Source organism: Streptomyces bluensis, assembly GCF_014650715.1.
Taxonomy (GTDB): domain Bacteria; phylum Actinomycetota; class Actinomycetes; order Streptomycetales; family Streptomycetaceae; genus Streptomyces; species Streptomyces bluensis.
Window position 1 is genome coordinate 138,995 of the sequence record NZ_BMVM01000014.1, and the last position, 21,343, is coordinate 160,337.

Sequence of the window (21,343 nt, forward strand, 5' to 3'; positions counted from 1 at the left end):
TCCTCCATCGTACGGTCGTACCGAAGAGGGGCCAGGGTGCCGAACCCCGTGCGGGAGCCCGGTCGCCCGGTCACTCGAAGCGGGCCGCCAGCAGCACCACGTCCTCCTCGCTGCCGTCCGCCCGTCCCGGCTCCGCCCGGTTGCGGGGCGCCCGCACGGCCGGCCCGTCGGGCAGCACGCTGCGCAGGATGTGGTCGGCGACCGCACCGGGGTCGGCGCGCACCGGTCTGGGCAGGCCCGCCGCGGCGGCGTGCAGCCGGGCGAAGGCGCGGTCCATGGCGTCGCCCATGCGCCGCAGCAGACCGTCGGTGTAGAGCAGCACCGTCTCGCCCGGCTCAACGCACAGCTCGGTGCTGGGCGCCTCCCAGCAGGCGAGCATCCCCAAGGGGGCCGACAGGGACGTCTCCACGAACTCGGTGCGCCGCTCACCGATCACCAGCGGCGGGTTGTGCCCGGCCCCGGCCAGAGTGATCTTGCGCAGGGCGGGTTCGCAGTAGGCGAAGAGGGCGGTGGCCGCGCGGGCGGGTTCCGTGAGCCTCAGGAGCAGTTCGAGATCGGACAGGACGGCGACGGGGTCCTCGCCCTCCATCACGGCGTACGCCCTCAGGGACGCCCGCAGCCGCCCCATCGCGGCGATCGCGCTGGGCCCGGACCCGGTGACGGACCCGACCGCGAGGCCGAGCGCGCCGTCGGGCAGCGGCAGCGCGTCGTACCAGTCGCCGCCACCGCGGGAGCCGGTGCGGTGCCGGGCGGCGAGCTGGATGCCGGCGAGCCGGGGCAGCCGGGAGGGGAGTAGTTCCTCGGCGATCGTCCTCATGCACGCGCGCGTGCGCTCTGTTTCGACGGTCCGGGCCAGGTGTTCGGTCGCGTAGCGGGCGTAGAGGCCGACCAGGTGCCGCTGCCGCTCGACAGGTTCGGCGGGTTCGTCGTAGAGCCAGACGGCGGCACCGATGCGGCCCGCCGCCTCCGTGGTGAGCGGCAGCGCGTAGCTGGCGGCGTAGCCGAGGCGCGCGGCCACCTCACGGTGGCGGGGGTCCAGCCCGTCCTCGGCGAAGAGGTCGGGCTGTGCGATCTCGCCGTCGCCGCCCGGGAGTCCGGCCGGTGTGTCGAGGAGCCGTCCGTACGACATGGAGGCGCGCGGCACCGTCTCGATGTGGCCGAGATCGGCCCGGCCGAGGCCGAGGCCGACGGTCGTGTCCGGGCCGAGCCCGTCGCCCGGTTCAAGTACGACGAGACCGCGCCGGGCGCCTACGAGGGCGGCTCCGGCGCGCAGCAGTTCCTGCAGCGCGTCGCCGAGTGAGTCCGTGCGTGCCAGGCGCTCGGTGAGTTCGTGGAGGGTCGTGAGGTCGGAGACCCGGCCTGCGAGTCGGTCCTGGAGAACGGCTCCGGGGGCGACGGGCGGCGTGGCCGGCGGAGCGCCCGTGGCGGCGGGTGTGGGCACGACAGTGTGTGCGGGCGACGGAACGGTTGAATCGATTCCAGCCACTTTCGGAAGGTGAGGGGCGTTCATGGTGTCCGGCTTTCGGACCGGCGCGCATTGCTCCATAGCATCGCAAACCCCCATGTCATTTTGCGCCGCCAGCAGTGTCTCCACATGTACACGCACTCGTGAGGAGATGTCCAGCATTGTCCTGCGGGGATATCTGGTGTCCGTGGGGTGCAGTGAGTCTCTTGTGAAATAGTAAAGTTGGCTTAAAAGTGCCTCAGGGAACGGCGTATTGCGGTCGACTGGCCTTGTTCGACAGAGCGTCACAGCGGTCGTGATGGGTACGTACTCGGTGAAAGCCAGGGGTGGTGGGGGCCACCCGGAACCTGGCGCCGGAGCTGAGCGTCCTATCCACCGACGACCGTGCCCCATCCTCCCGTGGCGGAGGCGGCGAGCAAGAGTGGTACGGCAGATCGCCGGACGTCGCCACCCGTACGCCATGCCCGTGCTTTAGGCAGACGCAGTATGGACACGGAAGCAGCCAGTGCTCGGCCCCTAGGGGTTCCCCTTGTCCTGGACAGGGGTGTGATGCGCCAGCAGGTACGCACAGTGAAGTGATCGACACATGTTGTGATGTGGACCGCGGTGTTGCCAGGCGTGCAACGGAAAGGAGCGAGCGCTCATGCGCGAGATCCCCGGAAAGCGACGCAGGCTCCTGTCCAAGCGGAACGGCGGGAGGTCTGAGATGCTTCAGCAGGCCCTGACGTTCGCGACCGAATGGCAGTGGCCCGTACTCCCGGGCGTGGCTCCGGACCCGCAGGGCCGGGCCCGCTGCGGATGCCCCGACGCGGAGTGCGTAGTGCCCGGCGCCCATCCCTTCGACCCCGGTCTCCTCGCGGCCACCACCGACGAGCGCATGGTGCGCTGGTGGTGGAGCAACCGGCCCGCGGCGCCGATCGTGCTGGCCACAGGAGGCAAGGCGCCCTGTGCGGTGAGCCTGCCGGCCCTCGCGGCGGCCCGCGCCCTCGAAGCACTCGACCGCACGGGGATGCGCCTCGGCCCGGTCGTGGCGACCCCCGCGCGATGGGCGATTCTCGTGGCGCCCTATTCCATGGAGCAACTGGGCGAGTTGCTGTACGCCAAGGACTTCGTGCCGGGTTCCCTGCGCTTCCACGGCGAGGGCGGCTATCTGGCGCTGCCCCCGTCCGAGACCGGCATCGGCCAGGTCCGCTGGGAACGGGCTCCGTTGCCCGGCTCGGCCGTGCCCTGGGTGCCCGATGTGGAGGCCGTGGTGGACGCGGTGGTGGAGGCCCTCACTCGTACGGGTGTGAGCGCACCCGAGTTGTGAGGGTGTTGGGCGCGCGGGAAACCGGGCGCCCGCTGTGGGGCGTTATCTTCCGTTCATGCAGTTTCATTCCGGTCGGCTTCGTTCCGGCTGGCTTCGTTCCGGTCGGCACAGAGCCTCATGGCTGCGGCGTCGCGGGCCGGGGGCCCGAAGGGTCCGCGTGGGGGCGCTGATCGGGGTCGCGGTGGCCGCTGTCGCCTTCCCGCTGGCTGTGGCGTCCGCGGGCACTGTCGGCGACGCGGGTCGGATGGTCGCCCGGGTGTCCGGACTCACCGACGACAAGACGCGAACCACCGACGGCGGAGCGCGCGAGGGCGAGCGAGCGCAGGGCGACGCGGGAGCGCAGGGTGACGGGCGAACGTACGGTGACGACGCGCGCACTGGTGAGTCCCACATCGGTGAGGCGCGCGGCGAGGGGGTGTCGGCCCTCTCGCGGTCGGCCTTGTCGCTCGGCTTCGACCTCGCCACCGTCACCCGCTGCGGCCCCGACCTCTCGTCCCCTGGCGGCATCAAGGCGCAGACCTGTGTGCTGACCCGGGACGAGGAGACCTGGGCGCGCACCTATTACCGCAACGCGACGGGCGAGGAACTGAGTTCCTCCCTCAGCCTCATGGCACCCGACGGACGTTCCGTGTGGATGCGCTGCATCGTGGGCGCGCAGGACGAGCCCGGCGTGTGTGAGACGCCGCGGGAGCGTACGCGAGGCGATCTGGGGGCGTACACAGCCGTCGCGGAGTTCGCGGGGAGCGCCGGACGCGGGCCGCTGTTGCTGCGCTCCGGGAGCAACTCGCCCCAGACGACCGGCGGTTGACACCCCTCCGGTTCCGTACAACTGACCGCGTCCGAACCCGGGCATGCAAAGACCCGGTTGCTGGCGACGGGGGATGCACCAGCAACCGGGCTACTGGAACGGTAACAAGAGATCGGCTGTTAGCAAATTCGATCTCGGCTATTCAGACACCGATTTCCTTGTCACAGAGGGGAGTTGTGACAGGAGTCACCTGCTGATTGAACGGCGGGTCGGTTGACCGGTCGGCCGGCCGGCCTCGTCTCTCAGCTGAGCGTGACCTGTCGGTTGGTCAGCCCGCCGCGTGCCCGCCGCTCGTCCGGGGTGAGCGGCGCGTCCGAGGCCAGCGCGGTGGCGAGGCGCTCGGCGAACTCGGCGGCGGGCTTCTCGATGTCCTCCGCGCCGACGCTGCTTGGCAGGTCCCAGACCGGCACCGTGAGACCGTGCGCCCGGAAGGAGCCCACCAGGCGGGTGCCCTCGCCGAGTGCCGACTGCCCGGCCGCGTGCAGCCGCGCGAGGGCGTCCAGAAGCTGCTCCTCGGCGTGGGGCATGACCCAGCGCAGGTGGTTCTTGTCGGGGGTCTCGCACCAGTACGCGGCGTCCACACCCTGGAGTTTCACGGTCGGGATGGCGGCGGCGTTGGCCCGCTCCAGGGACGCGGCCACTTCCGCCGTCGCGTTCTCCGCGTCCGGAACCCAGAATTCGAAGCCCGTGTGCACAACTGGCTCGAACGCGCCTTCGGGGTCGAGCAGATCCTGCAGTCGCGGAGCGTCGGCCGGGGCGCGGCGACCCTGGACCGGAGTGCCGGGCTCCGCGACGAGCGCGCGCTGGAGAGTGTCGGCCAGGTCGCGGCTGATGTCGCCCGACGCCGTGTCGTTCTGCAGTCCGAGCAGCACCGAGCCGTCGTCGCGGCGCAGGGCCGGCCAGGCCATCGGCAGGACGGTGGCGAGCGTGACCGACGGGACGCCCTCCGGGAGGCCCTCTTTCAGAGTCAGCTCCACGGTGGCGGCGGGCACCAGCTCGCGCAGCGCGATCCAGTCGCACTCCCCCGGGAGGCCCCCGAAGGGGCGCTGCACCAACTCGGTCACCGCGTGCGCGGCGGCCCGGCCGTGGCAGGCCTTGTAGCGGCGGCCGCTGCCACAGGGGCAGGGCTCGCGCGCGCCGACAACCGGAACGTGGCCGTCAGCGCCTGCGGCGCCGGCTCCGCCCGTGCTCTGCGGGCGCTTGGCCTTCGTCTGGGGTCGCTTCTTGGCCATCGTGGGTGTCTCCCGGTTACGGCTCGTTTCGTACAGTCGGGAGCCTAGCCGCTCGCACGGCGACCGGCGGGAACCTGTGGACAACGCCTGCCGCTCGGGGGGCCTGTCGGCCGGATGTCTGTCGGCCGGAAGTCTGTCGGTCGGATGTCCGTCGGTCCGGGCAAGCGTCGGGTTGCGGATCGCAGATCCCTCGTGGCCGGGTTCCAGATCTCTCGTGCCAGTGCTCCAGGCCACTCGTGGCCGAGTCACCCGTCCCTCGTACCCTGCCGAAGGGCCCCGCGCATCAGGGCTGCAGACCAGTGCGCCCGCACCGAGGACCCAGAGATGGTGCCACCGCTCGGGCCACGCGCCCGCACCCGTCACAAATCAGACATCACACATCACGGACCGTGCATCACGCATCACGGATCACGGATCCGGGCCGTCTGTCCCCGAGCGGTGCGCCCCGCGCTAGTCCATGTCCTCGAAGGCTTCCGCCAGTTCCAGGCCGGGTATCGCGGAGACCGGCGGAGCCGTGACGCGGCTGACGAAGTCGTCGCGACGGCGGGCGCGGTCCACGTTCTCCTGGACGACGACCCACACGGTGACCTCTCCGCGCGCGTCGTTCCGGACGCCCCAGTCGTCGGCCAGCGCGGTGATGATGTTCAGGCCACGGCCGCCATGGGCGGTGACCGAGGGGGTGGCCGGAACCGGGCTGGTCGGGCCACCGCCGTCCGTCACCTCCACGGTGAGCCGGCCCGACGGGTCGACGCACCACGCCGCGCGCACGTCGCCGTCCCCGGCGAGGGCTTCGTCGCCCAGTGGTCTGCCGTGCTTGCAGGCGTTACTGAGTAGTTCGGAAAGGATCAGTACGGCATCGTCGATGACCGTTTCCGCCACACCCCCGGTGCGCAACTGGTCACGCATCCTGTGTCTTGCTTCCCCCACGCCCGCAGGGCCATGGGGTACGGCCATGCTCGACGACGTGGGCACCTCCTGTGCCACCACCAACGCCACCCCCGAGACCTCCTTTGCCCCACGCCACGGTGTGAATGCCCCATTGGGCTGGACTGGAAACCGGCCAATCCACGTCCACTGACGCACTTGTAACGATCAAGTACGGATCGAACGCGCCGGTGCACTCCCTGTAATCGTGTGGCTGGAATTCGATGCTGCTCGGTGGCTCCCCGGGGCGTTCCCGTGCACGCCGCTGCTCCGGTGGCCTCAGCGGTCCAACTGCCGCAGCACCGCGCGTGGGCGGTTGGTGATGATGGCGTCGACGCCCAGGCCGGCGCAGAGGTCGACGTCCTGGGGCTCGTTCACGGTCCACACGTGCACCTGGTGGCCGGCCCGCTTCAGGCGCTCGATGTACGCGGGGTGATTGCGCACGACCCGGATCGAGGGTCCGGCGATCCGGACGCCCGCCGGCAGGCGTCCGTCCCGCAGCCGGGGCGAGACGAACTGCATCAGGTAGACCGTGGGCAGCGTCGGTGACGCGGCCCGGACGCGGTGCAGGGAGCGCGCGGAGAAGCTCATGACCCGAACCGGCGACTCGGCGGCGGACTCCGGGGCGTCCAGGCCGAACCGCTTCAGCAGGAGCAGCAGCCGCTCCTCCACCTGGCCCGCCCAGCGCGTCGGATGCTTGGTCTCGATGGCCAGTTCCACCTGGCGGCCCGCGTCGGCGACCAGCTCCAGAAGGCGCTCCAGGGTGAGGACGGAGGTGGCCTCCCGATCCTCGGGGCGGTGCTCCCAGTCGGGCTCCTCGTCACGACTCTTCCAGGAGCCGAAGTCCAGGGTGGCCAGGTCGGCGAGCTCCAGGGCCGAGACCGCGCCGCGGCCGTTGGACGTGCGGTTGACGCGGCGGTCGTGCACGCAGACGAGATGGCCGTCCGCAGTCAGCCGTACATCGCATTCGAGGGCGTCCGCACCGTCCTCGATCGCCTTCTTGTACGCGGCCAGCGTGTGCTCGGGGGCCTCTTCGGAGGCTCCACGGTGGGCGACGACCTGAATCGGGTGCTGTCGTGCGTGGGTCACGGCGTCATGGTGCCACCGCGAGGGGGTATGCGTGAGGGTGGTCGCGTCACAAATCTGTCTGTTTAGTCCGATAGGTATGACAGGTCCGATATAAAGGATGGTCGCAGACCCACAGGCACCGCTTATGGTGCTCTGACGGTCCATGGGAAAAGCTGACGGCAGACACAATCACATGACAAGCACATGCACAGATGCACAGATGCACAGCTTCATCGCGCCGGACCACCGAAGCGTGAACGCGCGTGACCGAGTGCGACCGAGTGCGACCGAGAAACAACAGCCGTGGATCGAGGAGAAGAGCTGTGAGCACCGAGAACGAGGGCACCGCAGTACCCCCCGCCCCGTCCGCACCTCCTGTGCCGGTGGAATCTCCCGCTGCTTCCGCACCGGCCAAGGCGCCCGAGCCGAGCGCGCCTGCCGGTGACACCGCCGCACAGGAGGCGCCGACGACTCCGATCCCGGCAGCGCCCACGGGGGCGCCGCCGTACGCGTCCGCCGACGGTCAGGGCACCGACGGCCACGCGCAGCCTCAGGGCGCCCCCGAAGTGCCCCCCGGCGGGGCGACTTCGCCCCCGGCCGCCGGCTGGCCCCCGCCTCCGCCTCCGGCCATGCCGTCGTACGCGGACGGTGGCGGTTCGGGCCCTGGCTGGGGCACCTCGTACCAGCAGCCCGCGCCGAAGCCCGCCGGCAGGCGCGGCGGACTGCTCGCCGCGGTCCTCGTGGCCGCCCTCGTGGCGGGCGGTGTGGGCGGCGGCATCGGCTACACGCTGGCCGACCGCAACGAGGGCTCCACGGGCTCGACCACGGTGTCCGCCTCGCAGAGCGGCGGCGACCTCAAGCGTGACCCGGGCACCGTCGCCGCCGTCGCCGCCAAGGCGCTGCCCAGCACGGTCACCATCGAGGCCGAGAGCAGCAACGGAGAGGGCGGCACCGGCACCGGCTTCGTCTTCGACAAGCAGGGCCACATCGTCACCAACAACCACGTGGTGGCGGGCGCCGTCGACGGCGGCAAGCTCACCGCGACCTTCCCCTCCGGCAAGAAGTACGACGCCGAGGTCGTCGGGCACGCCCAGGGCTACGACGTCGCGGTCATCAAGCTGAGGAGCGCTCCTTCGGACCTGAAGCCCCTGACCCTCGGCGACTCCGACAGGGTGGCCGTCGGCGACTCGACCATCGCCATCGGTGCGCCCTTCGGCCTCTCCAACACGGTGACCACGGGCATCATCAGTGCCAAGAACCGCCCCGTCGCCTCCAGCGACGGCAGCTCCAGCAGCAAGGCGTCGTACATGAGCGCCCTGCAGACGGACGCGTCGATCAACCCCGGCAACTCCGGCGGTCCGCTCCTGGACGCGCAGGGCAACGTCATCGGCATCAACTCGGCGATCCAGTCCTCAAGCAACGGCGGCCTCGGCGGCACCGGCCAGTCCGGGTCGATCGGCCTGGGCTTCGCGATCCCGATCAACCAGGCGGAGAACGTCGCCCAGCAGCTGATCAGGACGGGCAAGCCGGTCTACCCGGTGATCGGCGCATCGGTCTCCCTGCAGGACGGCACAGGCGGGGCGACGATCACCGACCAGGGCGAGGGCGGTGCCAACTCGGTCACCCCGGGCGGCCCCGCGGCCAAGGCCGGGCTCAAGCCCGGTGACGTGATCACCAAGCTCGACGACCACCCGATCGACAGCGGCCCCACCCTGATCGGTCAGATCTGGACGCACCAGCCGGGCGACAAGGTGACCCTCACCTACCAACGTGACGGCAAGACCCGCACGACCGAGGTCACCCTGGGCCAGCGCGAGGGCGACAGCTAACAGTTACTCTTGTCCCCGCGCGCCCGACGATCGTGGGGCGCGCGGGGAGGCGTGCCCGAGCGGCCGAAGGGAACGGTCTTGAAAACCGTCGTGGCAGCGATGTCACCGTGGGTTCAAATCCCACCGCCTCCGCGCAGGTCATAGACGTTGCAGGTCAGAAGGGGTGCCACTCTCCGGAGAGGCACCCCTTTGGCATGACCTTGTCTCACCCTGACTCGCCGGTTTCCCACCTCCAGCGCGTGCGGCCAACCTGCGGCCAGGAATCAGGACCCCTCGGCCTCGCCGTCATGCTCCGCCAATCCCTGCTCGATCAGCGCGTTCATCCTCGCTTCCTCGCCATCGAGAACCTTGGCGTAGTAGCGCTGGAGGACGGCGACGCTCTGACCCGCGCGCCGGGCTGTCTTGGCGAGGCTGACCCCGGAGCGGAGCCAGAACGACACGCACGCATGGCGGAGGTCGTACGGGATGGCGGCCAGTGGAGAGGCCACCTGTGCGGGAGTGAGCGCCTTTTTGCGAGCTCCCTTCCACACCGCGCCGTACTCCTGCGAGCGGACCGGTCCGCCCCGTACGGCGCTGAACATTCGGCCCTCGGCCGTGGTCCCGAACGCTTCGATGTGATCTCGCAGGATGGCGACCAGGACGGGCGGGATGGGCACCGGCCGAACTGCGCGGTGGGCCCGGTGCTTCAACTGCCGTTCCTCGTATGGCTTGCCGTCGTCGGTCCATGCGGAACCACCTGCGGACGGGCGCCAGCCGGCATGAGCCGTCCCCACCCCTCTTCGGCGAGCTCGCACTGTTCAGCGCTCAACATGGACACCTCTTCCGGTCGCATCGCGGCGTAGTAGATGCACGCGAAGAAGGCGACCAGGTGGGAGCCGCGGGGCCTCTGCGCACGTACCGCGTCCAGCAGAGCCCGCGCTTGCGCTGGTGTGGCGACGCTGCGGATGTCCAGCTCCTCCACTGCCTTGGGGGTCTCCCAGTGCACGCGGTGCAAGGGGTTGCCGGGCAACAACTCATGTTCCACGGCAAGGCGCAGGCAGTTGCTGAGCACGGCGCGGCGCCGCCGGAACGTGTTCGCGGCGGCCGACTTGCCGTCTTGCCTCTTGGCCAGGTGCTCCAGCACCGTGCGCACGCGCTTGGCGTTGTCCAGGTCGACGACTGCCGGTGCGTTGCGTTCCACCCATGCCAGCTTCGGGCACGCATACGAGAAGACCTACGCGTCAGTGAAGACGGCGCTGCGCCCTGAGCTTGGGGAGCTTAGGTGATTCAGGACCCGGCGCCTCCCTGACCTGTGGCGGGGCGGTGTCAGTGCCTTGTGGGCGCCCGCCTGGTTCCCCGGCGTTCCCCGTGATTCCCGCAGGATCTGGCACGGATCGGGCACGACCTCCGCGTCCCGAACTTCAGATGCGAACGGCTCTGACCAGCGTAGTTGCTATTTGCTGCGGAAGGTGCTGAGACCTGGGTGGTACGGCTGTTGACCCTGTTTCTCCGCTCTGAAGGGCACGCTACGGGGACGACGCTGAGAGGGGGGAGGTTGTCGCGTTGAGTGGCCTGCTCGGTATATGGGTCTCGGCAACGCGCAACGCGTCGGAATGCAGCGTCGTCAGGACGGGAATCGGATACAGCACTCAGCTGCACATCTTGGCCGGTGCCATGCTCACGATGGACGTCCAAGGCAACGAGACCTTGCCGCTTGTCCGGGAGCTGATCTCTACGTAGTGCCGGTCAGCAAGGACCAACTCTCCGCACACCACACCCGTGTCGGTCCTCACCATGACCTCATGGGTGCCGGGAGCCCGTGTCGTCACCCACGCGACGACAAGTGCCCCGACCACAAGGATCACCCCCAGGACGCAACACAGGGAGGCCCAGGCGAGTGCTCGTGTCACTCGTGCCGCTTCTTGCTCGGTCCAGCGCCGCAGGGCCTGCCCGCCCATGAGGATCTCGCGTTCCGGGGCCCCGTGCGCCGCTCGTACGGCCAGGAGCGAGCCTGTGGTCAGGAGCACAAAGGCGGTGACCAGCAGGCCGGTGGCGATCGCGCGGGCGGTGTCAGGCAGGTCGGCGAGGTTGTCCCGGCCCTTGAGCAGTACGAGAACGGCGAGCAGGGCGGTCAGCCCGGTGAGGCCGGTGCGCCAGCCCTCTGCTTGCCTGCGCAGTTCGGGAAGCCTGGTGAACTCCAATTCCCGGGCGAGTTCGGCCCAGCGGCGGTCGGAACGGGTACTCATCGACGGATTCGCCAGCTCGCGCCGCACCCGATGTATGACGTGTCCGGAGGACACTGAGGATGGGCGTGACCGCACTCGCACAGGTGTACCTCCGCCAGCAGCGGCTCCGGTCCTCCCTCCGTTCTTCGCGTCTCCCCTCTCCCGAAGAGCAGGCTGAGTCCGCCCTTCGTCCCTGTTCCCGGCCGGGCCCACGGGAAGAGTGTGCTGGTCTTGCCGTGACAGCGTGGACATGCCCCCGCGACGATCATTCCCCGTCCGTCCGGAGCGGGTTGTTGGGTGAACAGCGAGGCGCTGATCTCGCCGACATCCTCGTCGGCGTACGGCATGGAATGATCGTGCCGGTCGGTCCCTGTCATGGTTTCTCCCCCAGCTCGTTGGGTTCCTCGCCCGGCTCGGCGGCGTGCTCCAACCGGAGTCCGAGCAGTCCCGCGTATGTCTCCAGGCGCTGTTGCACCCACGCGGGCGTCTCACCCACCGCCCGGGCGCGGTGCTCTATCCGGTCCTGCCGGACCGGGCCGGTCAGAGCTGGAAGTTTCCCGTCGAGGTGCTCAGAGAGGATCACCAGGTCCTGCCAACCGGGCACGACGTCTGGTACGTCGGTGATCGACGGCGGTGTTCCCTCCAGCGCGAGGTACGGCGTGATGCGCCGCTGCCAGGTCTGCCGCACCGACTCGCCGAGCCGGCCGGCGACGCTGACCAGATCGAGCGGCTGCAGCGGGGACCCGGGTGCGGAGAGGCGGTACGCCGGGTCGACCGCCACGGCGTCGTGGGCTGTGGGCACTTCGGCGGGCAGAGCGGACTCCGCCTCGGCGGACAGCTCCGGTACCAGCGCACCGATGGCCCGCAGAGGAGCCAGGGCCTGGTACGCCGTACGCGCACTGACGTCGCGGTTACGGGCGTAGGTGACGAGATGCTGCGCGGTGAGCGGGACCCAGCGAGGCGTCTCGAACCACACGTAGTCCACATCCTCGTGCATCCCGTCGGCGATCAGTGCCGATGTCTCTTCCCATGTCGGGACGAACGTTCTCAGCTCGCTGGGCAGGGGCGGGGCCACGAGGCCGGCACCCAGCCCCAGGCGCTGGGCTTCCCGGTGCGCGGTGTCCCACAGGACCGACAACTGCTGCCGGAGCCGTTGGCTGCCGGTGAACAGCACTGCTGAGGTCGCCGGCACGGGATAGTCGGCACCGTCCCAGCTGGGGTCCTCACCGGAGAACGCGTACCTGCTGGGCGTGGGCAGTTCGTCCCAGGCACACAGCAGCCTCGCCGCGTCCGGGAGAGACACTCCGGCCTCTCTCAGCTCATCCACAGACCAGGACAGTTCTTCGCACGACGTCTCGTGGGAGCGGACGAACGCGAGATCCCTGAGAGAGATGCCGTCCTCCAATCGGATGTCCGTCTCGTGCAGCCATCGGACCAGGTTGCTTGTACCGAGGGAGGGGACCGCGTCCCGTCCGGACGAGCGCTTGGTGTAGCGCCGGCGGTGGAGGACACCGAGTGCTTCCGCCTCGCGAGCGACGATGCGTTCGGCCTCCCATACGGAGATCTCGTACTCCGCGGCCAGCTCGATCGTGGCGGCCCAGGGCAGTACGGGGCGGCCGTCGGCACCGTGCCCGATGTAGCGGTGCAGAACGGGAAGGACCTCGGACGACACTTTGCCCCACCGGGCGGCCAGGTCCGGGTCGGGCACGGGGCGGCCCAGCCAGGTGAACTCGGCCATGCGCCGGTTCACTTCGCCCGCGTCGACGCCGGTCGCGGCGGCCACCACCGGTACGTCCCAGGGGTGGACGGCGGGCCGCCACCGATGCTTGTCCTCCTGCAGGTAGAGAAGCTTCAGCTCGGCGTCCGTGCAGACATGGTCGCGGTGGTGGTCCGGAACGGCGCGCAGTGGCTCGCCGACGAACGGCGCGTACCGGGAGCATGCCTCGGCCAGCTTGCCCAGCGGCTCGTGGAACGTGGCGGAGGCGCGGGCGATGCCCGAGAGATCCTCGGGCGGGTGTCGGAAGTAGATTTCGTCGGCGGCGCGCTTCTTGCGCGGCAGGCGGCGTCCCCAGACGCTGATGGTGAAGCGGTCGCCCAGTAGATCGGGTTCGCTGCCCAAGAGCCCTCTCATGACGGACCAGTCGGTGAAGTCCGGTTGCCAGTCCAGGTCGCCGTCACCGACGACGGCCGGCCCTGCCAGCCGTGGATGGGCGATGCGCATGCCCCGCATCGCGCGGACTACCTCCGCCACCGTCGTCTCCTGCTCGTGGGCCACCAGGACTGCCGTACGCCAGTCGCTTTCGGCCTTCTCCGCGATGGCCGACCATCCCGCCTGCGGCACGGGGTGGCCCGAGAGGGACAAGGGCATCGCTTCCTTCCGGCTCCGGAAGCCGGGCCGGAGGGCGGCCAGCCGCCAAGGCCGGACCGCCTCGGAGAGCTTCTCCTCTTCGCTCCGCATGGGCGGACTGTCCAAGGAGGCGTCCAGTCTGAAGTAGCCGACCTCGTCGAGGTTCACCTGTCGGCCGAGGCCGTCCGAGGCGAGCACCCCGCGTCCCCGCAGCGTCTCCCACAGCGTACGGGCGATCGAGGGCTCGCGTGACTCCATGCTCCACAGCCACTCCAGGCTCAACCCCGCACCTGAGGGGAGCGCTTGGGCACCCCTCTGGAACTGCTCCTCGGCCCAGCGGACGTCGTATCGCTCAAGCTTCTTGCGGTTGACACTGAGTTCGCCGGCGTGCGCGCCCGACAGATTGAGCACGTACCCGAACGTCTGCTTGTCCGTGGCGATTCCATCGCACACGATCGCTCCGTCACCCGAGACCCACCACAGCGTGCCGGGCACCGCTTCGACGGCGAACCGGGTGGAGAACGAGCCCGGCTCCTCACCGGAGTTGAGCCGCCCGGGCAGCCAGGTCTCCTCGGTGCCGTCCTGGTCGCGCACCTCCAGTCGGAACTCGCTGAACAGGACCAGAGAGCGCAGCACCGACACGGCGGAGTTCCCGGGCAGCGCCCCCGCCCGACGCAGGTGCAGTCGGACGCGGGTGCCGCCGCCGGGCAACGCAGTGCCGCCGCGCTCGTCGTCCTCCCGGACCCGGAAGAGACTGCCGCTGACCGGGATCTCGACGCGCAACGCCTTCTCGGCCGGGCGACCGTCCGGGCCGACCGGCCGGGTCACGATCGTCATCTCGTCGGCGAGCATGAAGTAGCTGAAGACGCCGATGCCGAAACGGCTGTTGGGATAGAGCCGCAGCGAACTGTCGTGGCGCAGCCACTCCGCCTGCTCCCTGCGGAAGGAGTGCGACTGGTCGAAGCGGCGGCCGGCCCGGGTGAAGGTGCTCTTCAGCTGGTCGACAGTCATACCCACCCCGTTGTCCACACACTCGACGTACGGTCCGCGGCTGTCCTCGCCGACTTCGATGCGGATCCGGCCCGCCCACTCCGCCGGCTCTCGGCCGAGACGCCGCAGATACCGGACGCGCATCTTCCGGTAGCGGCAGGCGTCCATGGCGTTCTGGTACAGCTCCCGCAGGGCGAGTTCGGGCTCACCGTCGTACAGCTTCTCGCCCATCAGCAGGCGGCGGATCTCCGTCTGTGCCAGCGAGAAACGTGCGAGTGGTACGTCGTAAGCGTCCGCGCCGTGCTCGCGGTCCGGCCGGAGCCGGTGGTCGGACAGCCGTGCGGGGAGCCCCAGTAGCAGCGCGGCCTCGTCCTGCGGGAGGCGACGTGCGGACTCCCGCAGCTGGTACCCGAGGTCGTCGGCGTCCTCGACCACGGAGGCGAGTGCCGCGTGGATCGAGGGATGCGGGCAGACCGCGTCCAGATGCAGATACGAGGGAGCGTTCCCTTCCTGGTCGAGGTCCCAGAGGGCGTCCCGGAGCACCGTGATCACCTCGCGGGGTACCACCGGATCGGAGACGGCGAGGTGCTCCGCGAGAACCTCCGGCAGACACCGGGTGTCGAAGGCGAGCAGTCCCGCGAGCCGCAGCAGCGCCGCAAGTGGTCGTACGCGCAGGCGCGACGGTGTTCTGCGTACGACATGACGGTCCGGCGGCAGCCGCTGGTCGTCCGGCGGGGCACCGAGGACGATGCCCGCGGCAATCGTACGCAGCGCGGTGGACAGTGCCCCCGCCCGGCTGCCGAGCCGCTCGCCCGCCGCCGGCAGTGGCACGTCGAGGAGCTGGGCAACGAAGCCGTCGGCCAGCACCGTGGGCACGGCCTCCTCGTCGGTCGCGAACCGCTCCTCGATCCAGCGGTGGACCAGCCACAGCGCGACGGCGTGCCGGTCGTCCTCGGGGTCCAGCAGCCACAGGTACGCGTCTGAAAGCTTCTCGGTGATCTGGGGGTAGTGCTCGGTGATCTGCTCGTAATGCCGCCGTTGGTCGTCGGCCTTGTTCCTGCGCCCCACGAGTTGCGGACGGAACTCGGCGGCCTGGCTCAGCCGCTCGGCCCAGGCAGTCTCGTGCAGCAGGACGCCGGCGATCAGCGCGGTGACCTCCAGGGCGGACAGCTCTGTGTCCTTGGGCAGGAGCAGCGGGAGGCGGTCGGCCAGCAGCCGTACTGGATACTCGTCGTCGGCCCACGGATCGGGCAGACGTTTCTGAGCCCGGTGGACCTGGCGGGCGGTCTGCGTGGCCAAGGTGGACAGGCAGTCCTGTAGGTGAGCCACGGTTTCGGGGTCGCAGTCCGGGACTCTTTCCCAAAGGGCTGGTGTGCGCACGGCGTCCTGCCAGGCCTGCAGCAGCCGTCTGCCCGTGGCGACCTCCAGGCATCTGGTCTTCTCGGCCAGGTCGTTCCCGTAGTGGATCAGTACCGCCTGTGACCCGGCCTGCGCCCGTAACGCGAGTGCCTGCGTGTCGCGTCTGGTCTTCTCATAGACCTGCTCCACCGTCGTGGCCTCGGTCAGCGGGTCGAAGGCCAGGGCGAGCGACGAAGTGAAGAAGCTACCGGTCTCCGCGAAGCCACTCAGCTCACCAGGGCCGCAGCTGGTGATCATGGCGAAGCCACTGTGCGGCGGTCCCTTGACGACGTTGCTGCCGAAAGCAGGGGTGTGCTCGCCCTCTGCCCAGCGGCATGCGTCGATCAGCCACAGCACGGTGCCGGCCGAGCAATCGGCCAGATACGGGCTGATGTCGGCTGGCAGGAGCGACTCCCGTATGTGGGGTTGCTCCCACCCGGCCGCGTTGTCGCCGTTGTTGGCAGGGGCGAGGGCGTCAGAAGGCACCAAGTAGTCGGTCGTGCCGATCCGGACACCGTGCCCGGTGAAGTAGAGAAGCAGTGTGCTGTCGGGCGGCGCGCTCGCGGAGAGGTCGGAGAGGCGCTCGGTGATCTTGTTCCGGGTCGGATTCAGCAGGATCTCCACCGCGTAGTCGCTGCCTCGGAGGGCGTCGCCCAGGACCCGCAGATCGGCGTCGACCGTGGCCGCCAGGGAGGGAAGGATGTGGTCCGCCCCCGGGTTCTCGCCCACGCCGATGAGCAGGGCTATGCGTCCGTGGTCTTCCATTTGGCCCCCGTTCCCCTCCAACCCGCCCATACTTTCACCCGGCCTGACCATGGCGGCGGCGGATCGGCCAAGTGTCGGTTGGGTGAGCCAGACACGATCGAGCGCGCTCCCAAGGCCATAGTGGCGCGCGCTGCCGCCATGGGAGAACGCCCCAGCGATCGGCCAATGCTGCGATCACGAACGGCATCGCAAGGGTGCCGATGTTGCTGGGAGGCATGGAGCGGGCTGAGCATGCGAGTACAGGTCGGATCGTGGCCCCGTCGGGCTCGGCTGCTGTCACCGTGGTTCCCCGCTGTTCTCCGCTCGGTGTGGTGCGGTTGTGGTGCGGGCCCCCGTCACGTCCGTCACCCCTCGTCCTTGGTGCGCCGGGCAGTCACCAAGTAGCCCGCGAAGCGAACGTCTGGTTGGGCCTCTGCCCATCCGTCCGCTTCGCTGGCAGGCACCATTACGGTGGTGCCCGGGACCGGGTACAGAACATCGGCCGTGCTGCCTGGCGGAACTGCATAACGGCAGTGCACTTCTGCTACTGCCAGCACTTCCAATGAGGTGAGTGCCTGCTCCTCTTCGTGGCCGTGATGCTCTTCTCGGAAGTCGATCGCCGGCGCATGCTCGCTCCCCACGACAGCGGCGTAGTCCTCCGGATCAACCTCCAGCAGATTCCACGAGACAACATCCCCCGGCGCGAAGCTCTGCCCGCAGCACTGGATCTGCCAGTCATCAACCCAAATTTTCAACGTCACGCCGCCATTGTCCGCCGAGTCACCTTTGCTCACCACGACGGCGGGGTACGCCGACCGACCATGCGCGCGGGTCTCGCTGGCCCCCCACCCACCGGCCACGCTGCCCGTTGCATCCTTCAGAGCAATCTGCGATGACAAGACCGTGCTGGCAACTGGCTGTTCTTTATCCAATCCGGCCACTCGTGGGTGTGACTGTCTCACCCACAGGTTCGGGGATGCTGCCGACCGGCCGGAGCGTCGGCCGCGGTACGGCTCGGACATGAGCGATGCGGAGTGGGCATGGGTGCGGGGCCTTCTGCCGGTGCCGGGGGCTGGCGGGCCGGGGCGGGCGAGGGCTACTGCCACCGGCAGATGATCGATGCGGTGTGCTGGCCGAGCCCGTGCTCCCTCGACCCGGGAGACGGACGCACTGTCCCAGCCCAGCACCACCGCTGCCCGCTGGGCCCCAGCCCGTCAACTCCCGCCTCCAGGGCGGCGGCCATCAACGTCTGGTAGTCCACCGACAGGTCCTCGACACTGCCCGCGTGCTCCCGGTGAGGCACTGCGCCGCGGCCCGACGGGCTTCCTCCGACCTCTCGGAGAGTGGGAGCTCTCCCGGAGGCGACTCCGGTCTACCGGTTCTGTGCTCCAAACCAGCGGACCGCAGCGATGACGAGTCCGAGGACAGCGGTGATCGTGACCGCTATGGCGATCTTGGCGCCAAGGTCCATTGATCCGAACATGTGCATCCCCCTAATTGATCGGCACTAGTGGCCTGCGGATACGCGCTGGCGTTTCTCGCTTGAGATGACCATGGCATCCCTTCGGTACTCAGGGGCACCCAGAGGTGGAAGTCCTGAGGATCTTCTGAGGTCGGCCTCGCCGCTGCTCTCGGCCAGCGCTCCACGTGGGGCCTGTCAGCTGGTCACGCGGTCTGCGTCGCGACTTTGGCCGGGAGCTGCTTGGCGCGAGTGATCACGGCGCCGGCACCGTAAGCTTCCGGCGCGTCGGGCGGTGTCTGTGGACCTGCCCGCAGCGCGCCGCCGGGCTTGTGACTCAGTCGGCCTGCCGGGGCTTGATTTCTCTCTGAGGGGCACCCTCCCGTATGGGCCCTGTCTCACATTGGCCATGCGCTCAAGGCCGGTGCCCTGTCATCCGTGCCGCCGAGGCGATCGTCGAGCGGGCCTCCCGTTCCGTGAGTCCCGTGCGTACCGCCGCGTCGACCAGGGCGATCGCGAGGTTTGGCCCGATGCCGTTCTCGTAGGCGCGACAGGCGGCCCAGAAGAGGCGGGTATTGCGCTGGCCCTCATGCGCGGCGAGGACGAACTGGACCAGGCCCTGGCCCTGCTGGGCGGTGGATGCGGGGGCGCTCGGGTGGTGGGTGCGCGGTGGGGGGAGCAGAAGGCGCAGGAGGGGCGGTGGGCAGGGGGCGGGGGCCAGGTGGGCGGTTCCCGGGGCCGTGCCGTAGACGCCGTGGTCGGTGCGTGAGCCGGGGCCGACCAGGTAGCCACCGGCGCCCCTGATGTCGATGCCGGGGGCCAGACGGCTCGCGGAGTTGGGGACAACCACGTCCGGTGGCCCGGTCAGCCACAGGTGGCGGCCGCCGCTGGGGGTCAGGACGACGACCGTCTCGGGGATGGTGAAGAGGTGCCGGAGGGCCAGTTCGCGCAGGGCCGCGGACGAATCCGTGCCGTTTTTCCTGTCGAGGTCGAGGCCGATCAGATGGTGGGGGTGCAGTCCGCAGGCGATGCCGTAGCCGGTCGCCCAGGGGGCCGCGGCGAAGAGTTCACGGATGCGGCGCGGGTCGGTCGAGGCGTCGTACACGCCGTGTCCGAAGCGGCCGCACTCACCGTGGCAGGGGGTCGGCGTTGGGTCGTCGCGATGGGGGGAACGGAGGGCTGGGAGTTTCGTCCGGGACAGAGGGATCACCGCCAGTCCGCGTTCGGCGGCGGACAGGGCGTGCGCCAGGGCCAGGGTGGTGGCCTGCCGGTCCGGGGTGGCCATACCTCCATGTTCGTACTTGTGTTCGAAAAAGGGAAGAGGGGGAGGCGGGGGTGCGGGCCGTCCGGGTGAAGCGAATTGGCGTGGCCGGAGGTGTGCTGGAACGTTTCGTTCCTTGCGATCACTGGGGTTGTCGCTGCCTGGGCTGATCATCGCCTTGCGCTGGCGATTATGGGGCCTCAGGGGGTTTATCGACATGTCATCACGCTTACGTGCGAATCAGGGCTTCCGGGGTGGTTCGCCGTGGAATCGGTGGGCAACTCTGGATGCGCGACGTCGAGCACAGCCTTGGGGCGGTCGGCCAACCGCCTTGAAATCAGCCGTACTTCACGTACGTCCGGCAGCGGAGCCGGCGCGTACCCGGGCCTGGAGGAAACACATGGCAAGCATCCGTACCGCACGCGTCCTCGCCGCCGTCGCGGCCCTGCCCCTCGCGGCCGCCCTCTTCTCGGGCGTGGCGGCGGCGGACAACGGCGCCTTGGCGGATCTCGGATCGAACGCGGCCGCGGCATCGGCCAACAGCGGGGTGGGGCGCGACAACTACGGCAACTCGTCCACCACGCAGCAGCAGGCGGTCGGTTCCGGCGCCTCGAACCGGAGCAGCACGGCTCAGGTCAACGGCTCCGCGTTCACGGCCATCGACCAGTCGAACGAGAACGTCGCCGTCAACTTCGCCCCCCTGTGGTGAGCCGCGGGGCCGATGCTCTCCCATCGGTCCTGAAAGGCCCGTCTTGGGTGTTGGTGTGCTTCGTGGGGTGACTGCGTGTCTGCGCGGTGGTGCTTCGGCACCGCCGCGCGGCTGCTTTCCCGCGCGGTTGTTTCCCCGCAGTTGTTTCCCTCCAGTGGTTCCCCCGCAGTTGTTTTCCGTGGTTCACGCGTGCGCGTGTCCGACGGCTGTCTACGCGTGCGTGGCCGACGACACCCGGCGACGGTCTACGCGCGTGCGTGCCCGGCGGTCTTGACAGCCTCCTCGTACCTGACGGACAGTCAGAAACTCTTGCTCGTACGAGGTCCTGGAGGGCCGGAGCCGTGCACCTCGCCCCCACCGAGCGTCAGCGCCGACTGCGCACCGAACTCCGTACGTACTTACGGGACCTGATGCCGCAGGGCCCGCCGGGCCAGGACGATCAACGCGGGCAGCGTGCCCTGCTGCGCCGTATCGGCGCCGACGGCTGGCTTGGGCTCGGCTGGCCCGAGGCGTACGGCGGTCAGGGGCGGGGCGCGGACGAGCAGTTCGTGTTCTTCGACGAGGCCTACCGTGCCGGTGCTCCCGTGTCGATGGTCACGCTGAACACGGTCGGGCCCACTCTCATGAGGTACGGGAGCGAGGAACAGAGGACGTTCTTCCTGCCCCGCATCCTCAGCGGCGACCTCGTCTTCGCGATCGGGTACAGCGAGCCGTCGGCGGGCACGGACCTCGCGGCGCTGCGGACCCGGGCCGTCCGGGACGACGAGGGCTGGCTGATCGACGGGCAGAAGATCTTCACCTCGGGCGCCCAGAACGCCGACTGGATCTGGCTCGCCTGCCGGACCGACCCCGACGTGCCCAGGCACCGCGGCATCTCCATCCTCCTCGTCCCCACGGACGCACCCGGTTTCTCGTGGACCCCCATCGAGACCGTGGGCGGGCTGACCACGACGGCGACGTACTACGACGGGATCCGCGTGCCGGCAGCGAACCTCGTCGGCGAGGAGAACGGCGGCTGGGGGCTCATCACCAACCAGCTCAACCACGAGCGGGTCGCCCTCGCCGCGATCGGCATGCAGGCGGAGGACTTCTGCACGGCCGCGCTGGAGGCGGCGCTCGCACCTGATCCGGTGACGGGGAAACGTCGGGTTGACGAGCCGTGGGTGCGTTCCCGGCTGGCCGAGGTGCATGCCCGCCTGGCCGCAACGCGCCTGCTCAACTGGCGTTTGGTGGGGGACGTGGGAGCCGGCCGACTGGCGCCGGGCGACGCGAGCGGCGTGAAAGTCGTGGGAACCGAATCGGCGGTCGCGGTGTACCGAATGTGTCAGGAAATCGTCGGAGCGGACGCGCTGATCCGCTCCGGTTCGCCAGGGGCGTTCGGGGACGGTGAGCTGGAGCGGATGAACAGGGCGGCGCAGATCAACACGTTCGGGGGCGGGGTGAGCGAGGTGCAGCGGGAGATCGTCGCGACGATGCGGCTCGGAATGACGAGGGGCCGACGGTGAGCGCCGGGGCGGGGCATCCGGAGCGGGACGTGCAACAGCTCAAGGAGCAGCAGCTCAAGGAACAGCAGCTCAAGGAACAGGGGCTCAAGGA

General features: G+C 69.6%; 15 protein-coding genes, 1 tRNA gene and 1 pseudogene. 6 read left to right on the top strand and 11 right to left on the bottom strand.

Features of this window, described 5'->3' with window-relative positions:
- Nucleotides 1–70: 70 nt before the first annotated feature.
- Nucleotides 71–1,627, bottom strand: a complete 1,557-nt coding sequence (locus IE262_RS29165; RefSeq protein WP_189877848.1) for a PP2C family protein-serine/threonine phosphatase — start codon at nt 1,625–1,627, stop codon at nt 71–73.
- 481 nt (nt 1,628–2,108) lie between these two features.
- On the opposite strand from IE262_RS29165, the gene IE262_RS29170 reads away from it, so the two are divergent.
- Both IE262_RS29170 and IE262_RS29175 read left to right on the top strand, forming a co-directional pair.
- Nucleotides 2,109–2,774 (top strand): bifunctional DNA primase/polymerase, encoded by a 666-nt coding sequence (locus tag IE262_RS29170; protein ID WP_134037994.1) that lies wholly within the window; start codon nt 2,109–2,111, stop codon nt 2,772–2,774.
- 157 nt (nt 2,775–2,931) lie between these two features.
- Nucleotides 2,932–3,582 carry a hypothetical protein gene (locus IE262_RS29175; RefSeq protein ID WP_229877561.1) on the top strand — a complete coding sequence of 217 codons (651 nt, stop codon included), beginning with the start codon at nt 2,932–2,934 and terminating at the stop codon, nt 3,580–3,582.
- A 242-nt stretch (nt 3,583–3,824) separates the two neighbouring features.
- On the opposite strand, the gene IE262_RS29180 is transcribed toward IE262_RS29175, so the two are convergent.
- The 3 genes from IE262_RS29180 to IE262_RS29190 form a co-directional block, all read right to left on the bottom strand.
- Entirely contained in the window at nt 3,825–4,814 is a 990-nt protein-coding gene (locus IE262_RS29180) for a DUF5926 family protein (protein ID WP_189877850.1), read from the bottom strand.
- A gap of 450 nt (nt 4,815–5,264) precedes the next feature.
- Entirely contained in the window at nt 5,265–5,897 is a 633-nt protein-coding gene (locus IE262_RS29185) for an ATP-binding protein (protein WP_134037987.1), read from the bottom strand.
- 120 nt (nt 5,898–6,017) lie between these two features.
- Entirely contained in the window at nt 6,018–6,827 is an 810-nt protein-coding gene (locus tag IE262_RS29190; RefSeq protein WP_134037985.1) for a glycerophosphodiester phosphodiesterase, read from the bottom strand.
- Between the two features lie 302 nt (nt 6,828–7,129).
- Between IE262_RS29190 and IE262_RS29195 the strand changes: the two genes are divergently transcribed.
- Together IE262_RS29195 and IE262_RS29200 are read left to right on the top strand one after the other, a co-directional pair.
- Entirely contained in the window at nt 7,130–8,635 is a 1,506-nt protein-coding gene (locus IE262_RS29195) for a S1C family serine protease (RefSeq protein ID WP_189877852.1), read from the top strand.
- 45 nt (nt 8,636–8,680) lie between these two features.
- Nucleotides 8,681–8,767: transfer RNA gene (locus IE262_RS29200), tRNA-Ser, on the top strand.
- Between the two features lie 131 nt (nt 8,768–8,898).
- On the opposite strand, the gene IE262_RS29205 is transcribed toward IE262_RS29200, so the two are convergent.
- From IE262_RS29205 to IE262_RS29230, 7 genes and pseudogenes are all read right to left on the bottom strand, one after another.
- Nucleotides 8,899–9,291, bottom strand: coding sequence for a site-specific integrase (locus IE262_RS29205; protein WP_229877562.1), 393 nt, complete (start codon nt 9,289–9,291; stop codon nt 8,899–8,901).
- 29 nt (nt 9,292–9,320) lie between these two features.
- Nucleotides 9,321–9,815 carry a site-specific integrase gene (locus tag IE262_RS29210; RefSeq protein WP_189877856.1) on the bottom strand — a complete coding sequence of 165 codons (495 nt, stop codon included), beginning with the start codon at nt 9,813–9,815 and terminating at the stop codon, nt 9,321–9,323.
- Nucleotides 9,816–10,263: 448 nt separating this feature from the next.
- Nucleotides 10,264–10,860 (bottom strand): hypothetical protein, encoded by a 597-nt coding sequence (locus IE262_RS29215; protein WP_134037937.1) that lies wholly within the window; start codon nt 10,858–10,860, stop codon nt 10,264–10,266.
- A 352-nt stretch (nt 10,861–11,212) separates the two neighbouring features.
- Complete coding sequence (locus IE262_RS29220; protein ID WP_189877857.1) at nt 11,213–16,339, bottom strand: HD domain-containing protein; 5,127 nt, start codon at nt 16,337–16,339, stop codon at nt 11,213–11,215.
- Nucleotides 16,340–16,683: 344 nt separating this feature from the next.
- Nucleotides 16,684–17,259 (bottom strand): DUF6578 domain-containing protein, encoded by a 576-nt coding sequence (locus IE262_RS29225; protein ID WP_373305170.1) that lies wholly within the window; start codon nt 17,257–17,259, stop codon nt 16,684–16,686.
- A gap of 192 nt (nt 17,260–17,451) precedes the next feature.
- A pseudogene (locus IE262_RS40620) lies at nt 17,452–17,649 on the bottom strand (hypothetical protein); the annotation flags it as partial.
- Nucleotides 17,650–18,192: 543 nt separating this feature from the next.
- A complete protein-coding gene (locus IE262_RS29230) occupies nt 18,193–19,062 on the bottom strand; it encodes a bifunctional DNA primase/polymerase (RefSeq protein ID WP_134037931.1) in 870 nt (289 codons plus the stop codon).
- A 376-nt stretch (nt 19,063–19,438) separates the two neighbouring features.
- On the opposite strand from IE262_RS29230, the gene IE262_RS29235 reads away from it, so the two are divergent.
- Entirely contained in the window at nt 19,439–19,747 is a 309-nt protein-coding gene (locus IE262_RS29235) for a hypothetical protein (protein WP_189877859.1), read from the top strand.
- Between the two features lie 341 nt (nt 19,748–20,088).
- Complete coding sequence (locus IE262_RS29240) at nt 20,089–21,252, top strand: acyl-CoA dehydrogenase family protein (RefSeq protein WP_189877862.1); 1,164 nt, start codon at nt 20,089–20,091, stop codon at nt 21,250–21,252.
- Nucleotides 21,253–21,343: the final 91 nt, after the last annotated feature.